At 53.0% G+C, this 18,480-nt stretch carries 20 protein-coding genes and 1 riboswitch; of the genes, 9 read left to right on the top strand and 11 right to left on the bottom strand.

Annotated elements, in window-relative coordinates; translation table 11 throughout:
* Positions 1-124 precede the first annotated feature (124 nt).
* Complete coding sequence (gene sdaA, locus ACMVME_RS09345; RefSeq protein ID WP_032680789.1) at positions 125-1,489, top strand: L-serine ammonia-lyase; 1,365 nt, start codon at positions 125-127, stop codon at positions 1,487-1,489.
* Positions 1,490-1,630: 141 nt separating this feature from the next.
* On the top strand, positions 1,631-3,229 hold the full coding sequence (locus ACMVME_RS09340) for an EAL domain-containing protein (RefSeq protein ID WP_251858745.1): 1,599 nt from the start codon (positions 1,631-1,633) through the stop codon (positions 3,227-3,229).
* Between the two features lie 6 nt (positions 3,230-3,235).
* Here the strand turns inward: ACMVME_RS09340 and yoaE are convergent, their stop codons facing one another.
* Together yoaE and ACMVME_RS09330 are read right to left on the bottom strand one after the other, a co-directional pair.
* On the bottom strand, positions 3,236-4,795 hold the full coding sequence (gene yoaE, locus ACMVME_RS09335; protein WP_014170597.1) for a CNNM family cation transport protein YoaE: 1,560 nt from the start codon (positions 4,793-4,795) through the stop codon (positions 3,236-3,238).
* Entirely contained in the window at positions 4,783-4,941 is a 159-nt protein-coding gene (locus tag ACMVME_RS09330) for a protein YoaL (protein ID WP_370874538.1), read from the bottom strand. The genes yoaE and ACMVME_RS09330 overlap by 13 nt, the downstream gene beginning before the upstream one ends.
* 316 nt (positions 4,942-5,257) lie before the next feature.
* Here ACMVME_RS09330 and manX point away from each other — a divergent pair, with 316 nt between their 5' ends.
* From manX to mntP, 5 genes are all read left to right on the top strand, one after another.
* The gene (manX, locus tag ACMVME_RS09325) at positions 5,258-6,220 is read left to right on the top strand and encodes a PTS mannose transporter subunit IIAB (protein WP_014170598.1); all 963 of its coding nucleotides are present in this window, start codon (positions 5,258-5,260) and stop codon (positions 6,218-6,220) included.
* Positions 6,221-6,267: 47 nt separating this feature from the next.
* Positions 6,268-7,068, top strand: a complete 801-nt coding sequence (gene manY / locus ACMVME_RS09320) for a PTS mannose transporter subunit IIC (protein WP_414743414.1) — start codon at positions 6,268-6,270, stop codon at positions 7,066-7,068.
* Between the two features lie 12 nt (positions 7,069-7,080).
* Complete coding sequence (locus ACMVME_RS09315) at positions 7,081-7,932, top strand: PTS mannose transporter subunit IID (RefSeq protein WP_006810994.1); 852 nt, start codon at positions 7,081-7,083, stop codon at positions 7,930-7,932.
* A gap of 54 nt (positions 7,933-7,986) precedes the next feature.
* Positions 7,987-8,445 (top strand): DUF986 family protein, encoded by a 459-nt coding sequence (locus ACMVME_RS09310; RefSeq protein WP_414743413.1) that lies wholly within the window; start codon positions 7,987-7,989, stop codon positions 8,443-8,445.
* Positions 8,446-8,643: 198 nt separating this feature from the next.
* A riboswitch (yybP-ykoY riboswitch) is annotated at positions 8,644-8,833 on the top strand.
* 10 nt (positions 8,834-8,843) lie between these two features.
* Positions 8,844-9,410, top strand: coding sequence for a manganese efflux pump MntP (mntP, locus tag ACMVME_RS09305; RefSeq protein WP_014170601.1), 567 nt, complete (start codon positions 8,844-8,846; stop codon positions 9,408-9,410).
* On the opposite strand, the gene rlmA is transcribed toward mntP, so the two are convergent.
* From rlmA to mgrB, 7 genes are all read right to left on the bottom strand, one after another.
* The gene (gene rlmA, locus ACMVME_RS09300) at positions 9,407-10,222 is read right to left on the bottom strand and encodes a 23S rRNA (guanine(745)-N(1))-methyltransferase (RefSeq protein ID WP_068794729.1); all 816 of its coding nucleotides are present in this window, start codon (positions 10,220-10,222) and stop codon (positions 9,407-9,409) included. The two genes, mntP and rlmA, sit on opposite strands and share 4 nt — an antisense overlap.
* Before the next feature lie 67 nt (positions 10,223-10,289).
* Positions 10,290-11,996 (bottom strand): peptidoglycan glycosyltransferase FtsI, encoded by a 1,707-nt coding sequence (gene ftsI / locus ACMVME_RS09295; RefSeq protein ID WP_414743412.1) that lies wholly within the window; start codon positions 11,994-11,996, stop codon positions 10,290-10,292.
* A 231-nt stretch (positions 11,997-12,227) separates the two neighbouring features.
* On the bottom strand, positions 12,228-12,437 hold the full coding sequence (gene cspE, locus ACMVME_RS09290; protein WP_001062678.1) for a transcription antiterminator/RNA stability regulator CspE: 210 nt from the start codon (positions 12,435-12,437) through the stop codon (positions 12,228-12,230).
* 39 nt (positions 12,438-12,476) lie between these two features.
* Complete coding sequence (locus ACMVME_RS09285; RefSeq protein WP_032611517.1) at positions 12,477-12,593, bottom strand: DUF2627 domain-containing protein; 117 nt, start codon at positions 12,591-12,593, stop codon at positions 12,477-12,479.
* A 526-nt stretch (positions 12,594-13,119) separates the two neighbouring features.
* A complete protein-coding gene (locus tag ACMVME_RS09280) occupies positions 13,120-14,109 on the bottom strand; it encodes an MBL fold metallo-hydrolase (RefSeq protein ID WP_068794730.1) in 990 nt (329 codons plus the stop codon).
* Between the two features lie 23 nt (positions 14,110-14,132).
* The gene (locus ACMVME_RS09275; RefSeq protein WP_014170605.1) at positions 14,133-14,423 is read right to left on the bottom strand and encodes a YebO family protein; all 291 of its coding nucleotides are present in this window, start codon (positions 14,421-14,423) and stop codon (positions 14,133-14,135) included.
* Positions 14,424-14,497: 74 nt separating this feature from the next.
* Positions 14,498-14,641: a PhoP/PhoQ regulator MgrB gene (gene mgrB / locus ACMVME_RS09270; RefSeq protein ID WP_014170606.1), complete on the bottom strand. Its 144-nt coding sequence runs from the start codon at positions 14,639-14,641 to the stop codon at positions 14,498-14,500.
* A 159-nt stretch (positions 14,642-14,800) separates the two neighbouring features.
* On the opposite strand from mgrB, the gene ACMVME_RS09265 reads away from it, so the two are divergent.
* Positions 14,801-15,040: a YobH family protein gene (locus tag ACMVME_RS09265; protein WP_020883418.1), complete on the top strand. Its 240-nt coding sequence runs from the start codon at positions 14,801-14,803 to the stop codon at positions 15,038-15,040.
* Positions 15,041-15,104: 64 nt separating this feature from the next.
* Here ACMVME_RS09265 and kdgR read toward each other — a convergent pair whose 3' ends face one another.
* Positions 15,105-15,896: a DNA-binding transcriptional regulator KdgR gene (gene kdgR, locus ACMVME_RS09260; RefSeq protein WP_014170608.1), complete on the bottom strand. Its 792-nt coding sequence runs from the start codon at positions 15,894-15,896 to the stop codon at positions 15,105-15,107.
* A 178-nt stretch (positions 15,897-16,074) separates the two neighbouring features.
* Between kdgR and ACMVME_RS09255 the strand changes: the two genes are divergently transcribed.
* On the top strand, positions 16,075-17,448 hold the full coding sequence (locus ACMVME_RS09255) for an MFS transporter (protein WP_068794731.1): 1,374 nt from the start codon (positions 16,075-16,077) through the stop codon (positions 17,446-17,448).
* 48 nt (positions 17,449-17,496) lie between these two features.
* On the opposite strand, the gene htpX is transcribed toward ACMVME_RS09255, so the two are convergent.
* Positions 17,497-18,378 (bottom strand): protease HtpX, encoded by an 882-nt coding sequence (htpX, locus tag ACMVME_RS09250; protein WP_014170610.1) that lies wholly within the window; start codon positions 18,376-18,378, stop codon positions 17,497-17,499.
* Between the last annotated feature and the right edge of the window lie 102 nt (positions 18,379-18,480).

Genomic DNA, 18,480 nt, shown 5'->3' with positions numbered 1-18,480 from the left:
AACCATCGTTAACCATTAGTTTAATTCATGTGAATAGTTAAGCCGAGGTCGGTCTTCCCTCTTACACTATGCGCAGTTATAACATCGTTACTGGAACCCCGGTAACCCTGTCAGGAGTGTGAAAGTGATTAGTATATTCGACATGTTCAAAGTGGGAATTGGCCCTTCGTCTTCCCATACTGTTGGCCCGATGAAGGCCGGTAAACAGTTCGTCGATGATCTGGTCGAAAAAGGATTACTGGAAAGCGTTACCCGTGTCGCCGTGGATGTTTACGGCTCACTGTCATTAACGGGTAAAGGCCACCACACCGATATCGCCATTATTATGGGTCTGGCGGGCAATATGCCGGATACCGTAGATATTGATGCCATTCCGGCATTTATCCGCGACGTGGAAACGCGCGGCCGCCTGCTGCTGGCAAACGGTCAACATGAAGTGGATTTCCCGCATGATGACGGCATGCGTTTTCGTAGCGATAACCTCTCCCTGCATGAAAACGGTATGCAGATCCACGCCTTTAGCGGCGACAAAGTGATCTACAGCAAAACCTATTACTCCATTGGCGGTGGTTTTATCGTTGATGAGGAACACTTCGGCAAAGATACAACGGGTGATGTGAACGTACCTTACCCGTTCAAGTCCGCCAAAGAGATGCTGGACTACTGCCATGAAACCGGTCTGTCACTTTCCGGCATGGTGATGCAGAACGAACTGGCGCTGCACAGCAAAAAAGAGATTGAAGACTATTTTGCGAACGTGTGGCAAACCATGCAGGCCTGTATCGATCGCGGCATGAACACCGAAGGCGTACTGCCTGGGCCACTGCGCGTACCGCGTCGCGCCTCTGCACTGCGCCGTATGCTGGTCACCACAGACAAATTCTCTAACGACCCGATGAACGTGGTCGACTGGGTGAACATGTTTGCGCTGGCGGTGAACGAAGAAAACGCCGCGGGTGGCCGGGTGGTGACTGCACCAACGAACGGCGCGTGCGGTATCGTTCCGGCGGTACTGGCCTACTACGATCACTTTATTGAACCCGTAACGCCTGATATCTACATTCGCTACTTCCTGGCAGCAGGGGCGATTGGTGCGCTGTACAAGATGAATGCGTCAATCTCTGGCGCTGAAGTGGGCTGTCAGGGTGAAGTGGGCGTGGCCTGTTCTATGGCCGCGGCCGGTCTTGCAGAGCTGCTGGGCGCCAGCCCGGAGCAGGTCTGCGTGGCGGCTGAAATCGGTATGGAACATAACCTCGGTCTCACCTGTGATCCGGTTGCGGGTCAGGTGCAGGTACCGTGCATTGAACGTAACGCTATCGCGTCGGTAAAAGCGATCAACGCCACGCGTATGGCCATGCGCCGTACCAGCGAGCCACGCGTTTCGCTGGACAAGGTTATCGAGACCATGTACGAAACCGGTAAAGACATGAACGCCAAATATCGTGAGACCTCCCGCGGCGGCCTGGCGATAAAGGTGCAGTGCGACTAACCGTTTCGCCTCAACGCCTCTCTCGCCCATCTTCCACGGATGGGCGAATTTTTGTCCCTTTCTCGTCGACTTAATATTTCCCCACTACACTTGCTGTGTTGCCTCGGCTTTTGGTGCTGAAGGCGTATTGGGCGGCCTCCCATGCAAACAGCACAGAGGATCATAAAAAAGTATCGCCGAAAACGCGTCATCGTCTGCGTGATGGTTGCGCTTTTTACGCTCATCATTACGCTGGGTATACGCTTTATTTCACAGCGTAACGTAAATCAGCAAAACACCCTGAACTTTGCGGCGCACTCCGTCAACGTGCTGGATAACGTCTTATTGCCGCTGGAAAAAGGGCGCAGCCCGCTGTTGGCGCTGGTCGGAGCGCCCTGCTCGCAGGCGCATTTAGTGTTACGAAAACAGGCGGCCTCACTGCAAACGGTGCGCTCAATTGCACTGGTCAAAGACGGTATCCTTTACTGTTCAAGTATTTTCGGCAATCGCGACGTCCCGTTGCGAGAGATTCAGCCTGCCCTGCCCTCCGCCGAAACAAAACTGGTGCTCTCCACCGATAAATCCTTGCTTAAGGGAAGCCCGATCCTGATCCAGTGGTATCCGGTTTCTGATAGCGGAGAAGATGGGGTGATGCAGATTGTGAATATCGATCTCATCACTCGCCTGATGCTGGAGCCACAGCGCCCGCTTATCACCGACGTGGCCCTGACCGTAGGGGATAAATACCTGCGCTACGGTGAAAATGTCTCCGACTCGCTGACAATAAACGATGATGAGAGGGTTCTGCGCCAGCAATCCAGCCATTTCCCGTTCACCATTACCATCAGTGGCCCGGGAGCCAGCGAGCTGGCGTTGATATATTTGCCCTCTCAGCTGCCGCTGGCGCTGATGCTCAGTCTGCTGATGGGTTACGTCGCCTGGCTTGCGACCGCGAACCGCATGAGCTTTACCTGGGAAATTAACCTTGGCCTGGCCGCACGTGAATTCGAGCTGTTTTGCCAGCCGCTGCTGAATGCCCGCACGCAGAAATGCGTGGGGGTGGAGATCCTGCTGCGCTGGAACAACCCCCGTCAGGGATGGATCTCCCCGGACGTTTTTATTCCGCTCGCCGAAGAGCACAACCTGATTATCCCTCTCACACGTTACGTCATTAACGAAACGGTGAGTCAGATTGGCTATTTTCCGGCAACGCCCGGCTTCCACATTGGCATTAACGCCGCCGCCAGCCATTTCCGGCATGGAACGCTCATTCAGGACCTGAACCGCTACTGGTTCAGTGCGCATCCCACCCAGCAGCTGATTGTGGAGCTGACGGAGCGTGACGCGCTGCAGGACGTGGATTATCGCATTGTAAGAGAGTTACACCGTCAGGGCGTGAAGCTGGCCATTGATGATTTTGGCACCGGCAATAGCTCACTCTCGTGGCTGGAAAAGCTGCATCCGGACGTGCTGAAAATTGATAAGTCCTTTACCAGCGCTATCGGCACTGATGCCGTGAACTCCACGGTGACGGACATCATCATTGCGCTCGGACAACGGCTTAGCATTGAGCTGGTGGCTGAAGGGGTAGAAACGCCCGAGCAGGCGCGGTATTTGCGTCATCACGGGGTAGAGGTACTGCAAGGATTTTTGTTTGCGCAGCCTATGCCGCTGAGGGAATTTCCGCAATGGCTGGCGGAGAGTTCGTCTCCGCCAGCACCGCGTAACGGGCATATCGTTCCGCTGATGCCGTTACGCTAGGCTCAGTTACTCTTCTTCGTCGTGGGCTGACTGCTCTTTAACAATGCGCACCATATCGACGCGATAGTCATTCGCTTCGATTATCGTGATCTGCAGCGGAGGCAGTTCAATGATATCGCCGGTCCGCGGGATTTGTCCGTTAACGGCAATAACCAGCCCAGCCACAGTCGCAATGTCCTCTTCATCGTTGATGATGTTTTCCAGACCCAGCGTGTGCTGTAGCGCGTGCAGATCGGTGGTGCCTTTCACCAGCCAGCCGTCACCGTCGGAGACAATTTCCGGGGTTTCATCCGCATCCGGGAATTCACCGGCAATGGCTTCAAGCACGTCGAGCGGCGTCACCAGACCCTGCACCACACCAAATTCATTGGTGACGATAACAAAGCTACCGCGTGCGCGGCGCAGGACGCCAAGCAGGTTGATAGGATCCAGCGTTTCCGGCACCACAATCGCCGGTGATGCGGCGGCGACAGCTTCGACGTTAATCCCCTCTTCCAGCGCCACCAGCATCTCTTTCGCACGCACCACGCCGATGATCTCGTCCAGTTCACCCCGGCATACCGGGAACAGGCTATGCGGTGAAGAGAGCAACTGCTGGCGAATCTCATCAACGCTCAGGCGGGAATCGACCCAGCTGATTTCACCGCGCGGGGTCATGATGCCGCGCAGCGAGCGGGAGGCCAGGGAGAGCACGCCGTTAATCATATAGCGCTCTTCTTCCACAAATGCCCCTTCCGGGACGGGAACCGGGTTACGGCTTTCATTGTCATTCTGCACGTTGACCTGACGGCGACCGCCCATCAGACGCAGAATCGCATCAGCCGTACGCGCACGCAGCGGCTGGGTAGACTGCTGCTTGATAAAGTTATGTCGTGCAATCTGGTTAAACAGCTCGATGAGGATCGAGAAGCCAATGGCTGCGTACAGGTAGCCTTTTGGTATATGGAAGCCAAAACCTTCCGCCACCAGGCTCAGACCAATCATCAGCAGGAAGCTAAGGCAGAGCACCACGACCGTCGGATGCTGATTCACAAAGCGCGTCAGTGGCTTAGACGCCAGCAGCATCACCGCCATCGCGATAACCACCGCAGCCATCATCACCGGGAGGTGGTTCACCATGCCGACAGCCGTGATCACCGCATCCAGCGAGAAGACCGCATCAAGCACCACGATCTGCAGTACCACGACCCAAAAGCTGGCATAGCCTTTACCGTGTCCATCATCGTGCTGGCGATTTTCCAGCCGCTCGTGAAGCTCTGTCGTCGCTTTGAAAAGCAGGAATATCCCCCCGAGCAGCATGATCAAATCACGGCCGGAGAAAGTGAAATCCATGACGGAAAAAAGCGGCTTCGTCAGCGTAACCATCCACGAGATCACGGACAGCAGTGCCAGACGCATGACCAGTGCCAGAGAGAGGCCGATCAGACGCGCTTTATCACGTTGTTTTGGCGGCAGTTTGTCCGCAAGGATGGCAATAAACACCAGGTTATCAATGCCGAGAACAATCTCAAGCACGACCAGCGTGAGCAATCCCACCCAGATTGACGGGTCCATTAAGAATTCCATGAAACGCTCCTGCTAACGGAATGACCAAACGGTGCCCCACTCAACGTGGGCAAAACAGAGGCAGACAGAGTCGATACGTGGCGAGGATCGCCGGTGAAACAGGCGCGGAATGGCCTGGAGGATGACTGACGTCGGTGACGGTCCATATAGTGGGCTTTAGCCCTATACTCCTGAACAATTAAACGGAGGCTAAACATATCAGAGACAATGCGTTTTTAGCAAAGATTTACGTTCCTTTGCAAAGATCTGTAACACAGCTGCTTTACCTTACAGATAATTCTGTAACCCATAGCTAAATTACGGATCTTCATCACATAAATTATTTTTTCACTATCTAAAATAATTCGCGGAAGTCTTAGTTTTTTAACTCTAACCCTTTTCTGAATCGATTCGGTTGGCCAGATACGATTCACAGTGCGACTGCCTGGCAGGCGTATTAATGATAATAAAAGGAGGTAGCAAGTGACCATTGCTATTGTCATAGGCACACATGGTTGGGCTGCAGAGCAGTTACTCAAAACGGCAGAGATGCTGTTGGGTGAGCAGGAAAACGTCGGCTGGATCGATTTCGTTCCCGGTGAAAACGCTGAAACGCTGATTGAGAAGTACACTGCTCAACTGCAGAAACTGGATACCAGCAAAGGCGTGCTGTTTCTCGTTGATACATGGGGAGGCAGTCCGTTCAATGCTGCCAGCCGCATTGTCGTCGATAAAGAGCATTATGAAGTTGTCGCCGGGGTGAATATCCCCATGTTGGTGGAAACCTTCATGGCACGCGACGACAATCCGAGTTTCGATGAACTGGTCGCTCTGGCAGTTGAAACCGGTCGCGAAGGCGTGAAAGCGCTGAAAGCACAACCGGTTGAGAAGCCTGCTCCAGTGGCCGCGGCGCCAAAAGCCGCAGCCCCGGCGAAGCCCATGGGCCCGAATGATTACATGGTGATCGGCCTTGCCCGTATCGATGACCGTTTAATCCACGGCCAGGTGGCAACGCGCTGGACCAAAGAGACCAACGTTCGACGCATTATTGTCGTCAGCGACGAAGTTGCTGCTGATACCGTACGTAAAACCCTTCTGACACAGGTTGCTCCTCCTGGCGTTACCGCGCACGTGGTGGATGTCGCCAAAATGATCCGCGTTTATAACAACCCGAAATATGCGGGCGAGCGCGTGATGCTGCTGTTCACAAACCCGACAGACGTTGAACGCCTGGTTGAAGGCGGCGTGAAAATTACCTCCGTAAACATTGGTGGTATGGCATTCCGTCAGGGCAAAACGCAGGTCAACAACGCCATTTCAGTCGATGCGAAAGATATCGAGGCATTCAACAAGCTGAATGCACGCGGTATCGAACTGGAAGCCCGTAAGGTTTCCACGGATCAGAAACTGAAAATGATGGATCTGATCGGTAAAGTTGGGAAATAAGCCCGCGCCGGTTTTTCACATAAAGCTTATGTAATAGGAGAAGTACAATGGAGATTACCACTCTTCAGATTGTGCTGGTGTTCATCGTCGCGTGTATTGCGGGTATGGAATCCGTACTTGATGAATTTCAGTTCCACCGCCCTCTGGTGGCCTGTACGTTGATTGGTGCCGTTCTGGGTGATATGAAAACCGGGATCATCATCGGTGGTACCCTGGAAATGATTGCCCTGGGCTGGATGAACATCGGTGCGGCAGTTGCGCCTGATGCCGCGCTGGCGTCCATCATTTCTACGGTTCTGGTTATTGCCGGTCACCAGAGTATCGGTGCAGGTATTGCCCTGGCCATCCCGCTGGCAGCAGCAGGTCAGGTACTGACCATCATCGTGCGTACTATCACCGTGGCCTTCCAGCACGCGGCGGATAAGGCGGCCGAAAATGGCAACCTGACGGCGCTCTCCTGGATCCACGTCTCGTCCCTGTTCCTGCAGGCGATGCGTATCGCGATCCCGGCCGTTATCGTTGCGATCTCCGTCGGTACCAGCGAAGTACAGAGCATGCTGAACGCCATTCCAGAAGTGGTCACCGGCGGTCTGAACATCGCAGGCGGTATGATTGTGGTGGTTGGTTATGCGATGGTTATCAATATGATGCGCGCAGGCTACCTGATGCCGTTCTTCTACCTCGGCTTCGTTACTGCTGCGTTCACCAACTTCAACCTGGTTGCGCTGGGTGTGATTGGTGCAGTGATGGCGATTCTCTACATCCAGCTCAGCCCGAAATATAACCGCGTTGCGGGTGCCCCAGCGCAGGCTACTGGTAATAACGATCTCGATAACGAACTGGACTAGCAGGTGAGCGAAATGGTTGATATGACAAAAACTACCACCGAGAAAAAACTCACTCCGGGTGATATTCGTGGCGTGTTCATCCGTTCTAACCTGTTTCAGGGTTCATGGAACTTCGAACGTATGCAGGCGCTGGGCTTCTGTTTCTCCATGGTACCGGCTATCAAACGCCTGTATCCGGAAAACAACGAAGCGCGCCGTCAGGCGATTAAGCGTCACCTGGAATTCTTTAACACCCATCCTTATGTGGCGGCTCCGGTTCTGGGCGTGACGTTGGCGATGGAAGAGCAGCGTGCAAACGGCGCAGAAATTGACGATGGTGCCATCAACGGTATCAAAGTCGGTCTGATGGGCCCGCTGGCAGGCGTCGGTGACCCAATCTTCTGGGGTACCGTGCGTCCGGTCTTCGCGGCGCTGGGTGCCGGTATCGCCATGAGCGGAAGCCTGCTTGGGCCACTGCTGTTCTTCATCCTGTTCAACGCGGTGCGTCTGCTGACCCGTTACTACGGTGTGGCTTACGGTTACCGTAAAGGGGTGGACATCGTTAAGGATATGGGCGGCGGCTTCCTGCAGAAACTGACTGAGGGGGCGTCAATCCTCGGCCTGTTTGTCATGGGGGCACTGGTTAACAAGTGGACGCACGTGAACATCCCGCTGGTGGTGTCCACCATCACCGGTCAGGATGGTCAGACCCGTGTTACCACCGTGCAGACGATTCTGGACCAGCTGATGCCGGGTCTGGTACCGCTGCTGCTGACCTTCGCCTGTATGTGGCTGCTGCGTAAGAAAGTTAACCCGCTGTGGATCATTGTTGGCTTCTTCGTCATCGGTATCGCGGGCTACGCTGTCGGTCTGCTGGGCCTGTAAGACATCACGTAATACGCCGGGGGCTTGCCCCCGGTTTTTTTATCTGGAGGATGAATGACTGTCACGGACATCGTACTGGTTTTGTTTATTGTGGCCCTTCTGGCATATGCGATCTATGACGAGTTCATCATGCCCCGCCGCCACGGCGAAACGCTGCTCTCCCTGCCCCTTCTGCGACGCGGCCGCGTGGATGCGTTTATCTTCGCCGGTCTCATCGTCATTCTTATATACAACAACGTGACCGGTCATGGTGCATTATTAACCACATGGTTATTATGTGCGCTGGCATTAATGGCGATTTATCTGTTCTGGATCCGTGTTCCGAAAATCATTTTTAAAAGCTGCGGGTTTTTCTTTGCCAATGTATGGATAGAATATAACCGTATTAAAGAGATGAATTTATCGGAAGACGGTGTACTGGTGATGCAATTAGAGCAACGCCGGCTGCTTATTCGGGTCAAGAATATTGACGACCTGGAAAGAATATACAAACTTATGCTTAAAACTCAGTAAGTTAACCACATAGCTTTGGCTATATTCTGCGTTTATTTTGCGCACCTGATATAGCCAAAGCTATATTCTATTCTGTCATTTCTCTTATATTTATTAACGTTATTTTCACGCATAAATCTAAATGAAAATCGTTATCAACACCTTGGAGAAATAATGCCGTTTCATTGTTGTTTTATATTCTCAAAATATGTTAAGGTTGCGCCCGTCGTTGGGGAGTAGCTGATTTCCTGTTCGCAGGAAATGTACGTGTCAACATACTCGTTGAAAAACGTGGCACGTACGGACCGTTTGCCGCACAGATTTGTGCAAGGCGGTCAGGCGAGACCATAGATACATCAACTGCTGTTTACTGGGGGCAGTGATGTGTCATATGGATATCTCCCGGTCTGGACGCTTTAATGAATATCTCCGCAACCCTTCTTCTTGCTTTCGGTATGTCCATGGACGCTTTTGCCGCTTCCATCGGTAAAGGTGCCTCGCTGCACAAACCCAAATTCTCTGAAGCGCTACGCACAGGCCTTATCTTTGGTGCTATCGAAACGCTGACACCTCTCATCGGCTGGGGTCTTGGTATGCTGGCAAGCCAGTTCATACTGGAGTGGAACCACTGGATCGCTTTCGTGCTGCTCGTATTTCTGGGGGGGCGAATGGTGATTGAAGGTTTTCGTGGCAATGGCGATGAGGAAGACGAGCCGCAGCACCGCCACGGTTTCTGGCTGCTGGTGACCACTGCCATCGCCACCAGTCTCGACGCCATGGCCGTCGGTGTGGGCCTGGCATTCCTGCAGGTCAATATTATTGCGACCGCGCTGGCCATTGGTTGTGCCACGCTGATTATGTCGACGCTGGGAATGATGGTTGGCCGGTTTATTGGCCCTCTGCTGGGCAAACGCGCCGAGATCCTGGGCGGTATCGTGCTGATTGGCATTGGTGCCCAGATCCTCTGGGCACACTTCGCCGGTTAATCTTCGCGCTGCCAGCAGTGGATACTGAAATCTGTCTGGCAGCGAAACGTTGTTTGCTTCGCTAAGGTTTCCCACACGTCCGGTTTCGCCCGCCATGCAAATGGCGTCATCTGCAACAACGCTACAGCTTCTTCCCCTGCCAGGTTCATCTCGTAGGCCAGCGTCTGCTCCTGCTTCAGCGTAAAGCCCGCCAGTTGCTCAGAATGTGGCGCATGCAGCCGAACATCATCATAGATAAGCCCTTTAAGCTCCATCAGATGTCGGGGACCTGGCGTGACGGTAATGACCCATCCGCCCGGTTTGATAACGCGTGCCAGCTCCTGCGCCTTACAGGGCGCATAGATGCGGATAACCGCATCCATGCTGGCATCGTCAAATGGCAGTCGGTGGCTCGATGCCACGCAGAACGTCACGCCGGAGTAGCGTTTTGCCGCCGCGCGGATAGCCACTTTGGAAACATCCAGACCAAATGTCTGCGCGCCCTTCTCTTGTGCAACCTCAGCAAACCGCGCGGTGTAATACCCTTCCCCGCAGCCAATATCCAGCACGCCTGCTGCACTGTCAGTCAGATTATCTTCCAGCAATTGCGCGACGGCCTCTCTGAGTGGCTGATAGTGCCCGGCGTCGAGAAATGCCCGACGTGCCTGCATCATCTCAGCACTGTCACCCGGATCGCGCGAGCGCTTATGCTGCACCGGCAGAAGATTCACGTAGCCTTCTTTCGCCATATCAAACTGATGTCCGTGCGGACAGGCATAACTTTTTTCTGATCGCGTCAGACGCGCGTGGCAAAGGGGACAACTGAAGGACATGGCAGCTCCGGGGCGTAAATCAAAGGGCGAAGTGTACCGCTATTCGCCCCGGTATAAAACGCCTGGGTTAACGCATGACGATAAGGTGCGAGGAATCAGGCGCCAGACCATCGGGTTTGACGTTCTCAAGACGCAATACGTTACCCATAATCTCGCTGAATACCGGTGCGGAGACGGCGCCGCCATAGTACGCTCCGTTTTGAGGATCGTTAATCACGACCACCAGCGCAAAACGCGGATCGCTGGCAGGCGCGACGCCCGCGGTATAGGCGACATATTTATCGACATATTTGCCGCTGTCATCGATTTTCTTCGCCGTACCGGTTTTCACCGCCACACGGTAATCACGCACCGCAGCCTTAACGCCGCCCCCGCCCGGCAGCGCAACGCTCTCCATCATATGCTCGACCTGATGAGCAATCTCTTCCGGCATGACTCTGTGCCCGATAACGGGTGGATCGATACGGGTAATTGAGAGGGGCCGTTCCAGCCCGAAGCCGCCGATGGTGGCATAGACGTGCGCCAGTTGGAGGGGGGTGACCATCAGGCCATAGCCAAAGGCGAAGGTCGCCCTGTCGAGCTGGCTCCAGTATTTACGCTGGGGTAACAGACCGGCGCTCTCGCCGGTTAAGCCAAGCCCGGTGTTTGTACCAAAACCAAAGTTCCGGTAGGTATCAATCAGGTGCTGAACAGGCATCGCCAGCGAGAGGCGCGATACGCCAGTGTCGCTCGATTTTTGCAGGATCCCGGTCATCGAGAGTTCAGGGTAGTAACCCACATCCCGAATGCGGTGCCCGTCAAGCATATACGGATGGGTGTCAATGACGCTGTCAGGCTGCACCAGCCCCTGTTGCAATGCCGTCATCAGCACAAGCGGCTTCACGGTTGAACCTGGCTCGAACGTATCGCTGATGGCACGGTTACGAAAATCGTCTATTGTCGCGCCCTGGCGGTTATTGGGGTTGAAATCCGGATAGCTCGCCATCGCGAGGATTTCACCGGCGGGGATATTAATGAGCACTGATGCCCCCGACTCCGCCTTGTTCCAGGCCACTGCGTTATCAAGCGCATCTTCGGTGATGGTTTGCAGGCGCTCATCAATACTGAGCTGAATATTGTGCGCAGGCACCGGCGCGACTTCCGTCAGATTTTCCACCACACGACCGTAACGGTCTTCCCTGACCTGCCGGACGCCCGGCTTGCCTGTTAACTGGGTGTTGAAACTTTTCTCCACCCCCTCAATACCCTGACCGTCAATATTGGTGAAACCAATCAGGTTTGCCGCCACATGCCCGGCAGGATAAAAACGGCGTGATTCATCGCGTAAATTGATACCCGGCAAATTCAGCTTATCGATCCATTTTGCCTGAGCAGGATCCACCTGCCGGGCAAGGTAGATGAACCTCCCCAGTGGATTCGCGTTAATCCGTGATGACAGGGTGTTCAGGGAGAGATGTAACGCATTCGCCAGCGCCTGCCAGCGATCGTCAAAGCCCACGCCCCCTTTTGCCAGCACCGTTTTTGGGTCGGCCCACACGGCCCTGACCGGGACACTGACCGCCAGCGGCCGGCCCTCACGATCCATGATCATTCCGCGGGGAGCATCAATCGGCAGTTCGCGCAGCGATCGCATATCCTCCTGCTTGACCAGGTTATCAGGTTTAATAATTTGCAGCCAGGCAACACGGCCCAGCAAAAACGCCAGACTGCAAAAAATGGCTAAACAGAGCAGCGCAAAACGCGCCGGCGTGAAATTGCCGGCGGTCGTTATCATTTTCTTCTTCACCTGAACCCCAGGACTGTTAAACAACGCCCTGATTTAACGGGAAAAGACGGCCAGAGGGAGGGAAAACAGTGCTACTAACCTCGTAGCTTTGCAACAAGTTACTAACAAGAGCGGGGATGGTAATATTTTGAAAGATAAGGCACATAAAAAAGCCCCGCTATATGCGAGGCTTTATGTCTGAGAGTGAAGTACTACGTGCTTCAGTCAGCAGTGGTTCGATCAGATAGCAGTTACGTTAACTGCAGCTGGGCCTTTCTGGCCGTCCTGAATTTCGAACTCAACGTTCTGGCCTTCAGCCAGAGTTTTGAAGCCGTTACCCTGGATTGCAGAGAAGTGTACGAACACGTCTTTGCTGCCGTCAGCAGGAGTAATGAAACCAAAACCTTTAGACTCGTTGAACCACTTAACTTGACCTTTAATCTTTGCCATTTGCAAAATTCCTTAGAGTGTTTTCTTAGCCCGCAGGCATTACTGAGATAAAACTGAGACATTACTGCATGAGGCACTAATATAAGGTTCGGCAGAGAAGCGGTATTCAACGACAACGTGTTTACTCAGGACTTCTTTACTGAAAATGCCACACATAAACAGAACTGTACCTCGTTTGACCCAAAACGTGTTATCACACACTATGTTTAATATGGCAAGCCATTTTTAAACATGTCTCGATCCGCCGCACAAATTCGAACTGTGCCGGTATGCTTTTACACAATTATGCGCATGACATATGGACAGCCCTGCTCACTTACACAGACTCGCCGTTGGTTTCACAACCGCTGTTATCTAAGACTTTTTTAACATAGCTCAATCATTCCAGTGCGTCCAGCAACCCGCTAAGAAAAAACCCCTACATTGATTGAGTTAGAACAATTTGTGAAAACTTATGCTTAAATCATTGTAACGCCCCTGTATTGTTACAGTGGAAATACAATGTTAATCCTTCACGCTAAACTGTATTAAAAAGCACCAGCTAATAAAGAATGTTATGCACCAAAATAATGAAATTTTTATGACTCTGCATCAAAACAAGGCAAGCAAAACGTTTCGATAAAAATAAAACATTCTTTAGACCTTAGACATACAGAATATATGCAACAATCCAGCGCTTCGTTTATAAGGATAAATATTCACCAATTTTCAGTATCCTGAAGGAATTATTAACCGGTGCTAAATTATCGAGGACTGCAGTTAACTCTCGCACTGGGTCATCAAGCGATTCATCAGCCAGTTCAAACACGCCCCAGTGAATGGGAAACGCCAGTGGGCATCCCAACTGTTGCCACAACGCAACGGCAGATTGCGGATCCATATGATGTATGGCCATGAACCACCGTGGTGCATAAGCGCCAACGGGCAACGCCGCGGCGTCAATTTTACCCAGCCTTTCCGGTATTAGGAGCAGTTCAGGTGAATAGCCCGTGTCGCCGCTAAACCAGAAACGATGATGCCGCCCTTCAAACACCCAGCCACACCACAGGGAGCGATTGCGGTTCCAGAGCGTGCGCATACTCCAGTGCTGCGCCGGTACGGCGGACAGCGTTATCCCCTGCCAGGTGAAACTCTGCCACCAGTCGAGCTCAACAATGCGTCTTGCCCCCCGGCGGCGAAACCAGTCTGCCAGACCTAAGGGAACAAACAGAGTGACGTCGGGGAAGCGTTTAAGGATCCGGCGAATGGTCGCGTCATCCAGATGATCGTAATGATTATGGGAGATAACCACTGCATCGAGTTGCTGGAGCTGTTCGACAGACAGAGCGGGAGGCGTTTTACGTTGTGGTCCGAGGAAAGGTAAGGGAGAGGCGCGGCGAGAAAAAACGGGGTCGGTCAGCAGGGTGTTGCCATCAATGTGCAACAACAGGCTTGCGTGTCCGAGCCACCATACCCCATTTTCCTGCGGCGGCTTAAGCGTTGCCGGCTGCCACCACTGGCGGATAAAGTCCTCATATCCGTTTGCCGGGGGGCGGGGTAAGCCAGCTTCTTTGCGCGCTTTTCGCCAGCGATCAACGTCACCGGGCTGATGCCCGACGGGGTCAGTATTACGAAAACCGTTCGGTGTGTGATGTTTCAGGGAGGGGTCATACCAGGGATTTTTCCAGACCACAGCCACCTCCCGGATAAGACAAATTAACGCTCAGCCACCAGGCGGATAAAGTCATCCTGCTCAGTGTTGTCTTCAGCAACCGCGTCTTTCGCCGACTCTTTCTCTTCTGGTTCGTTAGCCTCACACAGACGACGTAACAGCGCGTTCTGACGTTTTTGTTGGTCAAGCAGCGCTTCCAGCAGTTCGATCTGCTCGTTTGTACGGGAACTGGCACGGTTTACGAAAAACCAAATGACAAGCCCCACCAGCAGAACAACCAACGAGATCATCAGGGATGCCATATTTAGCAGCCCTGAATTCAGTAACTCACCCATTTCACCACCTCAATAAAAACGTCTATCTTACCACTGGTGTGAAGGAAGGAAATCACCTTGAGAAAAAATGCGTGTTACCACGGAATAAACTTATTGATTGCGCAAACGCCGCTAAAAAACTGTACATCCTGATCGCACATCACATTGATAGTCTGCGTCCACAACACCACACAGGCTACCAGCACAATAATCAGAATCACCCAGCGTATTTTTTTCACTCCACACTCCGTCTAAAGGCCCGATATAACCAGGTTATCACGGCTATCTTAAACAAGGACTAACTGTACCGCCATCTGGTCGTTTTCAGAATCATGCACTTGTTTCATAGAGTAAACCGTTTAGGCTTACTGCATGACAACAAAGATAAAGAGGCAATGATGCATTTAATCATTCGTACAATTATTGCACTGGCCGTAGTATGGGTTGGCCTTCTGTTAACCGGCTATGGCGTGCTTGTGGGAAGCACCGAAAACGCCGCTGGATTAGGGATTCAATGCAAATACATGACCGCTCAGGGCATGAGCACGGCACAATATATTCATTCAGACAGCGGGATCATTGGTTTAACCAACTGCCCGGTTCTGCGTAAAACATCCGTCGTCATTGATAACGGCTAATCACCCCGATTGATACTGATAAAAAACGCCGCACTGTGTGCGGCGTTTTTTGTGCCCGTAAGGATCAGAACGGGTAGTCGTTATAGCCCATTTGTTCAGAAATCTTGCGTGCGGCTGTATGGAGAATCGCCACATACTCATGCAGACGTTCTTCAGAAAAGCGCAGGGTCGGGAAAGAGATACTCAGCCCGGCAATGACAACGCCAAAGCGGTCAAATACCGGCACACCGATACAGCGCAGCCCTTCTTCCTGCTCTTCGTTATCTTCGCCATACCCCTGCTCACGTACTTTGTCGAGCACGGCCAATAACTCGTCAGTGCTGGTAATAGTGCGTTCAGTACTGCGCTTATATTCCACGCCTTCGAGGATCTGCTTCACTTCTTCGCGATCGCGCCACGCCAGCAGCACTTTGCCAATCGCGGTACTGTAAAGCGGATTACGACGACCGATACGTGAATACATGCGCAGGTTGTACATGGAGTCGATTTTATGGATGTAGACAATGCTGTCTTCATCCAGTGCCCCCAGGTGGATAGTCTCTTTGGTCAGGCGAGAGATCTCACGCATCTGGATATCTGCGCTGCGGATCAAATCCACGTTTTGCAGCGCACGGGCCCCAAGCTCGAACAGTTTCAGTGTCAGAGAATACTTTTCAGACTCGCCTTCCTGTGCGACGTAACCCAGTGACTTCATGGTTTGCAAAAAGCGATAAACGGTGCTTTTCGACATCATCACACGCTGCGACAACTCTGTAATACCAATTTCACGCTCTTCTCCGAGCGCCTGTAAGATGCCAAACACCTTCAGCACGGAAGAAACAGAATCTGGCTGTTTATCCAAATCTGCAATTGCCATTTACCACCTCATAGAGAGTGTTTTATAAAAATCAGAACCGGTTTTTATTATAAATTCCCGTCATGTTACCTGCAATCGATCCTCGTTTACTTCGTTACAAATCTGCGACATAAAACTGAAATAACGATGCTAAAATAGTTACCCTGAGAATAATTTCACACTGAGCTTTTCATCCCTAATGGAAAAAAACCTGTCCGATGGCCTGCCTTTGCCCCAGCGGTATGGCGCTATCGCCACGATTGTTATCGGTATTTCAATGGCCGTCCTTGACGGTGCAATCGCTAACGTTGCCCTGCCAACCATTGCCAGCGACCTGCATGCCTCCCCTGCCAGTTCTATATGGATAGTCAATGCCTACCAGATAGCGATCGTGGTTTCACTGCTCTCGTTCTCTTTCCTGGGCGATATGTTCGGTTACCGACGGGTGTATCAATGTGGCCTGCTGGTGTTCACCTTTACTTCACTTTTCTGTGCCCTTTCTGATTCGCTGCATACTCTGACGCTTGCGCGCATAGCGCAGGGTTTTGGGGGGGCGGCACTGATGAGCGTCAACACGGCGTTGATCCGCTTAATCTATCCGCAGCGTCATCTGGGACGCGGTATGGGGATAAACTCGTTTATTGTCGCCGTCTCGTCTGCGGCCGGGCCAACCCTTGCGGCGGCCATACTCTCTGTCGCGTCCTGGCAGTGGTTATTCGCCATTAACGTACCGCTGGGTATTGTGGCCCTCTTCTTTGCTCTGCGCTATCTTCCCGCGAACGGTCCCAAAAGCACGATGCCACGCTTTGACCTTATCAGCGCAGTGATGAATGCCCTGACCTTTGGCCTGCTGATTACTGCCCTGAGCGGCTTTGCACAAGGTCAGTCCCTTTTACTTACCGCCGCGGAGCTCATTGCGTTGCTGGTGATTGGCTTCTTCTTTGTACGCCGCCAGCTCTCGCTCCCTGTCCCTTTATTGCCTGTCGACCTGCTGCGTATTCCTCTTTTTTCTCTCTCGATTTGTACCTCTGTTTGCTCGTTCTGCGCCCAGATGCTGGCCCTGGTCTCTCTGCCCTTCTTCCTGCAAAGTGTGGTCGGACGCACTGAAGTCGAGACCGGACTGCTGTTAACGCCGTGGCCACTGGCGACGATGGTAATGGCGCCGCTGGCAGGGTATTTGATTGAGCGCGTCCACGCCGGATTGCTTGGCGCGCTGGGGCTTGCCGTCATGGCCACGGGGCTGTTCGCACTCGCACTACTCCCCTCATCACCCACCGATCTGGATATCATCTGGCGCATGATCCTGTGCGGTGCAGGGTTCGGTCTGTTCCAGTCGCCTAACAACCACACCATCATCACCTCAGCGCCGCGCCATCGCAGCGGTGGTGCCAGCGGTATGTTGGGCACCGCACGTCTGCTGGGACAAAGCACCGGCGCGGCCCTGGTCGCGCTGATGTTTAATCTTGCCGGGCAAAATGGCAACCACGTTGCACTTTTCACCGCAGGCGCCCTTGCCACTCTCGCCGCCATCATCAGCGGGCTGCGCATTACCCAGCCCAGAGTACAGGCATAAAAAAAGCCGGGCGGATATCACCAGCCCGGCTCATTGCTCTTCTTGGCGTTACTTCAGGTATTCACCACTGCGCAGCGCTTCGATACGTTTATCCAGCGGCGGGTGACTCATAAACAGCTCGCTCAGCGATTTTGATTTACCATTAATGCAGAATGCCATAATGCTGGTCGCTTCCTGCGGTTCATAGCTGGTTTTCAGACGCTGCAGCGCGGCAATCATCTTCTCACGGCCAACCAGTTTCGCCGAGCCGGCATCCGCGTGGAACTCACGATGACGGGAGAACCACATGGTGATGATGCTGGCCAGAATACCGAATACCAGCTCCAGTACCGTCGCAACCGCGAAATAGATCAGCGGGTTGCCGTTGCTCTCTTCCCCTTCATCGCGGTTCCCGCCCATAAAGCCTGCCGCGATCTGCGCCAGAATACGGGAGATGAAGATAACAAAGGTGTTCACTACGCCCTGGATCAGGGTCATGGTGACCATGTCGCCGTTCGCGATATGGCTGATTTCGTGAGCGATAACCGCTTCGGCTTCGTCACGGCTCATGTTCTGCAACAACCCGGTGCTGACGGCAACCAGCGACGCATCACGACGGGCACCTGTGGCAAAGGCGTTAATATCTGGCGCGTGGTAAATGGCCACCTGCGGCATGGCGATACCCGCCTGCTGCGATTGCTGAGCCACGGTATTCATCAGCCACTGTTCCATATCGTTACGCGGTTGCTCAATGACTTCACCACCTACCGATTTCAGTGCCATCCATTTCGACATCAGGAGTGAAACGAATGAGCCACCAAAACCAAACAGCAGCGCCATAATCAACAGACCCTGAACGCTGCTCGACTGAATTCCTGTCAGGCTTAGCACGAGCCCGAAAACCACCATCACCGCAAGGTTGGTGAGCAGGAAGAGCGCGATTCGCATCATAATTTTCTTTTAACCTCAGTTTAACAAAGCGCACTATGCGATTACCCACATCGTATGGGTATTACGGCTATTTTCAAGCATCCATCGGGCGTAAGTCACCAG

Origin of the sequence: Enterobacter cloacae complex sp. 2024EL-00711 (assembly GCF_047529885.1) — a bacterium.
GTDB classification, from domain to species: Bacteria; Pseudomonadota; Gammaproteobacteria; order Enterobacterales; family Enterobacteriaceae; genus Enterobacter; species Enterobacter ludwigii.
This window is presented reverse-complemented; position numbering and strand designations above follow the sequence as displayed.

What these genes read in the sequence shown, in the direction of transcription:
- ACMVME_RS09340 (WP_251858745.1), top strand. Translation starts at nt 1,631, where the DNA reads ATGCAAACAGCACAGAGGATCATAAAAAAGTATCGCCGAAAACGCGTC.
- yoaE (WP_014170597.1), bottom strand. Translation starts at nt 4,795, where the DNA reads ATGGAATTCTTAATGGACCCGTCAATCTGGGTGGGATTGCTCACGCTG.
- ACMVME_RS09330 (WP_370874538.1), bottom strand. Translation starts at nt 4,941, where the DNA reads ATGGACCGTCACCGACGTCAGTCATCCTCCAGGCCATTCCGCGCCTGT.
- manY (WP_414743414.1), top strand. Translation starts at nt 6,268, where the DNA reads ATGGAGATTACCACTCTTCAGATTGTGCTGGTGTTCATCGTCGCGTGT.
- ACMVME_RS09315 (WP_006810994.1), top strand. Translation starts at nt 7,081, where the DNA reads ATGGTTGATATGACAAAAACTACCACCGAGAAAAAACTCACTCCGGGT.
- ACMVME_RS09310 (WP_414743413.1), top strand. Translation starts at nt 7,987, where the DNA reads ATGACTGTCACGGACATCGTACTGGTTTTGTTTATTGTGGCCCTTCTG.
- mntP (WP_014170601.1), top strand. Translation starts at nt 8,844, where the DNA reads ATGAATATCTCCGCAACCCTTCTTCTTGCTTTCGGTATGTCCATGGAC.
- rlmA (WP_068794729.1), bottom strand. Translation starts at nt 10,222, where the DNA reads ATGTCCTTCAGTTGTCCCCTTTGCCACGCGCGTCTGACGCGATCAGAA.
- ftsI (WP_414743412.1), bottom strand. Translation starts at nt 11,996, where the DNA reads ATGATAACGACCGCCGGCAATTTCACGCCGGCGCGTTTTGCGCTGCTC.
- cspE (WP_001062678.1), bottom strand. Translation starts at nt 12,437, where the DNA reads ATGGCAAAGATTAAAGGTCAAGTTAAGTGGTTCAACGAGTCTAAAGGT.
- ACMVME_RS09285 (WP_032611517.1), bottom strand. Translation starts at nt 12,593, where the DNA reads ATGTGTGGCATTTTCAGTAAAGAAGTCCTGAGTAAACACGTTGTCGTT.
- ACMVME_RS09275 (WP_014170605.1), bottom strand. Translation starts at nt 14,423, where the DNA reads ATGGGTGAGTTACTGAATTCAGGGCTGCTAAATATGGCATCCCTGATG.
- ACMVME_RS09265 (WP_020883418.1), top strand. Translation starts at nt 14,801, where the DNA reads ATGCATTTAATCATTCGTACAATTATTGCACTGGCCGTAGTATGGGTT.
- kdgR (WP_014170608.1), bottom strand. Translation starts at nt 15,896, where the DNA reads ATGGCAATTGCAGATTTGGATAAACAGCCAGATTCTGTTTCTTCCGTG.
- ACMVME_RS09255 (WP_068794731.1), top strand. Translation starts at nt 16,075, where the DNA reads ATGGAAAAAAACCTGTCCGATGGCCTGCCTTTGCCCCAGCGGTATGGC.
- htpX (WP_014170610.1), bottom strand. Translation starts at nt 18,378, where the DNA reads ATGATGCGAATCGCGCTCTTCCTGCTCACCAACCTTGCGGTGATGGTG.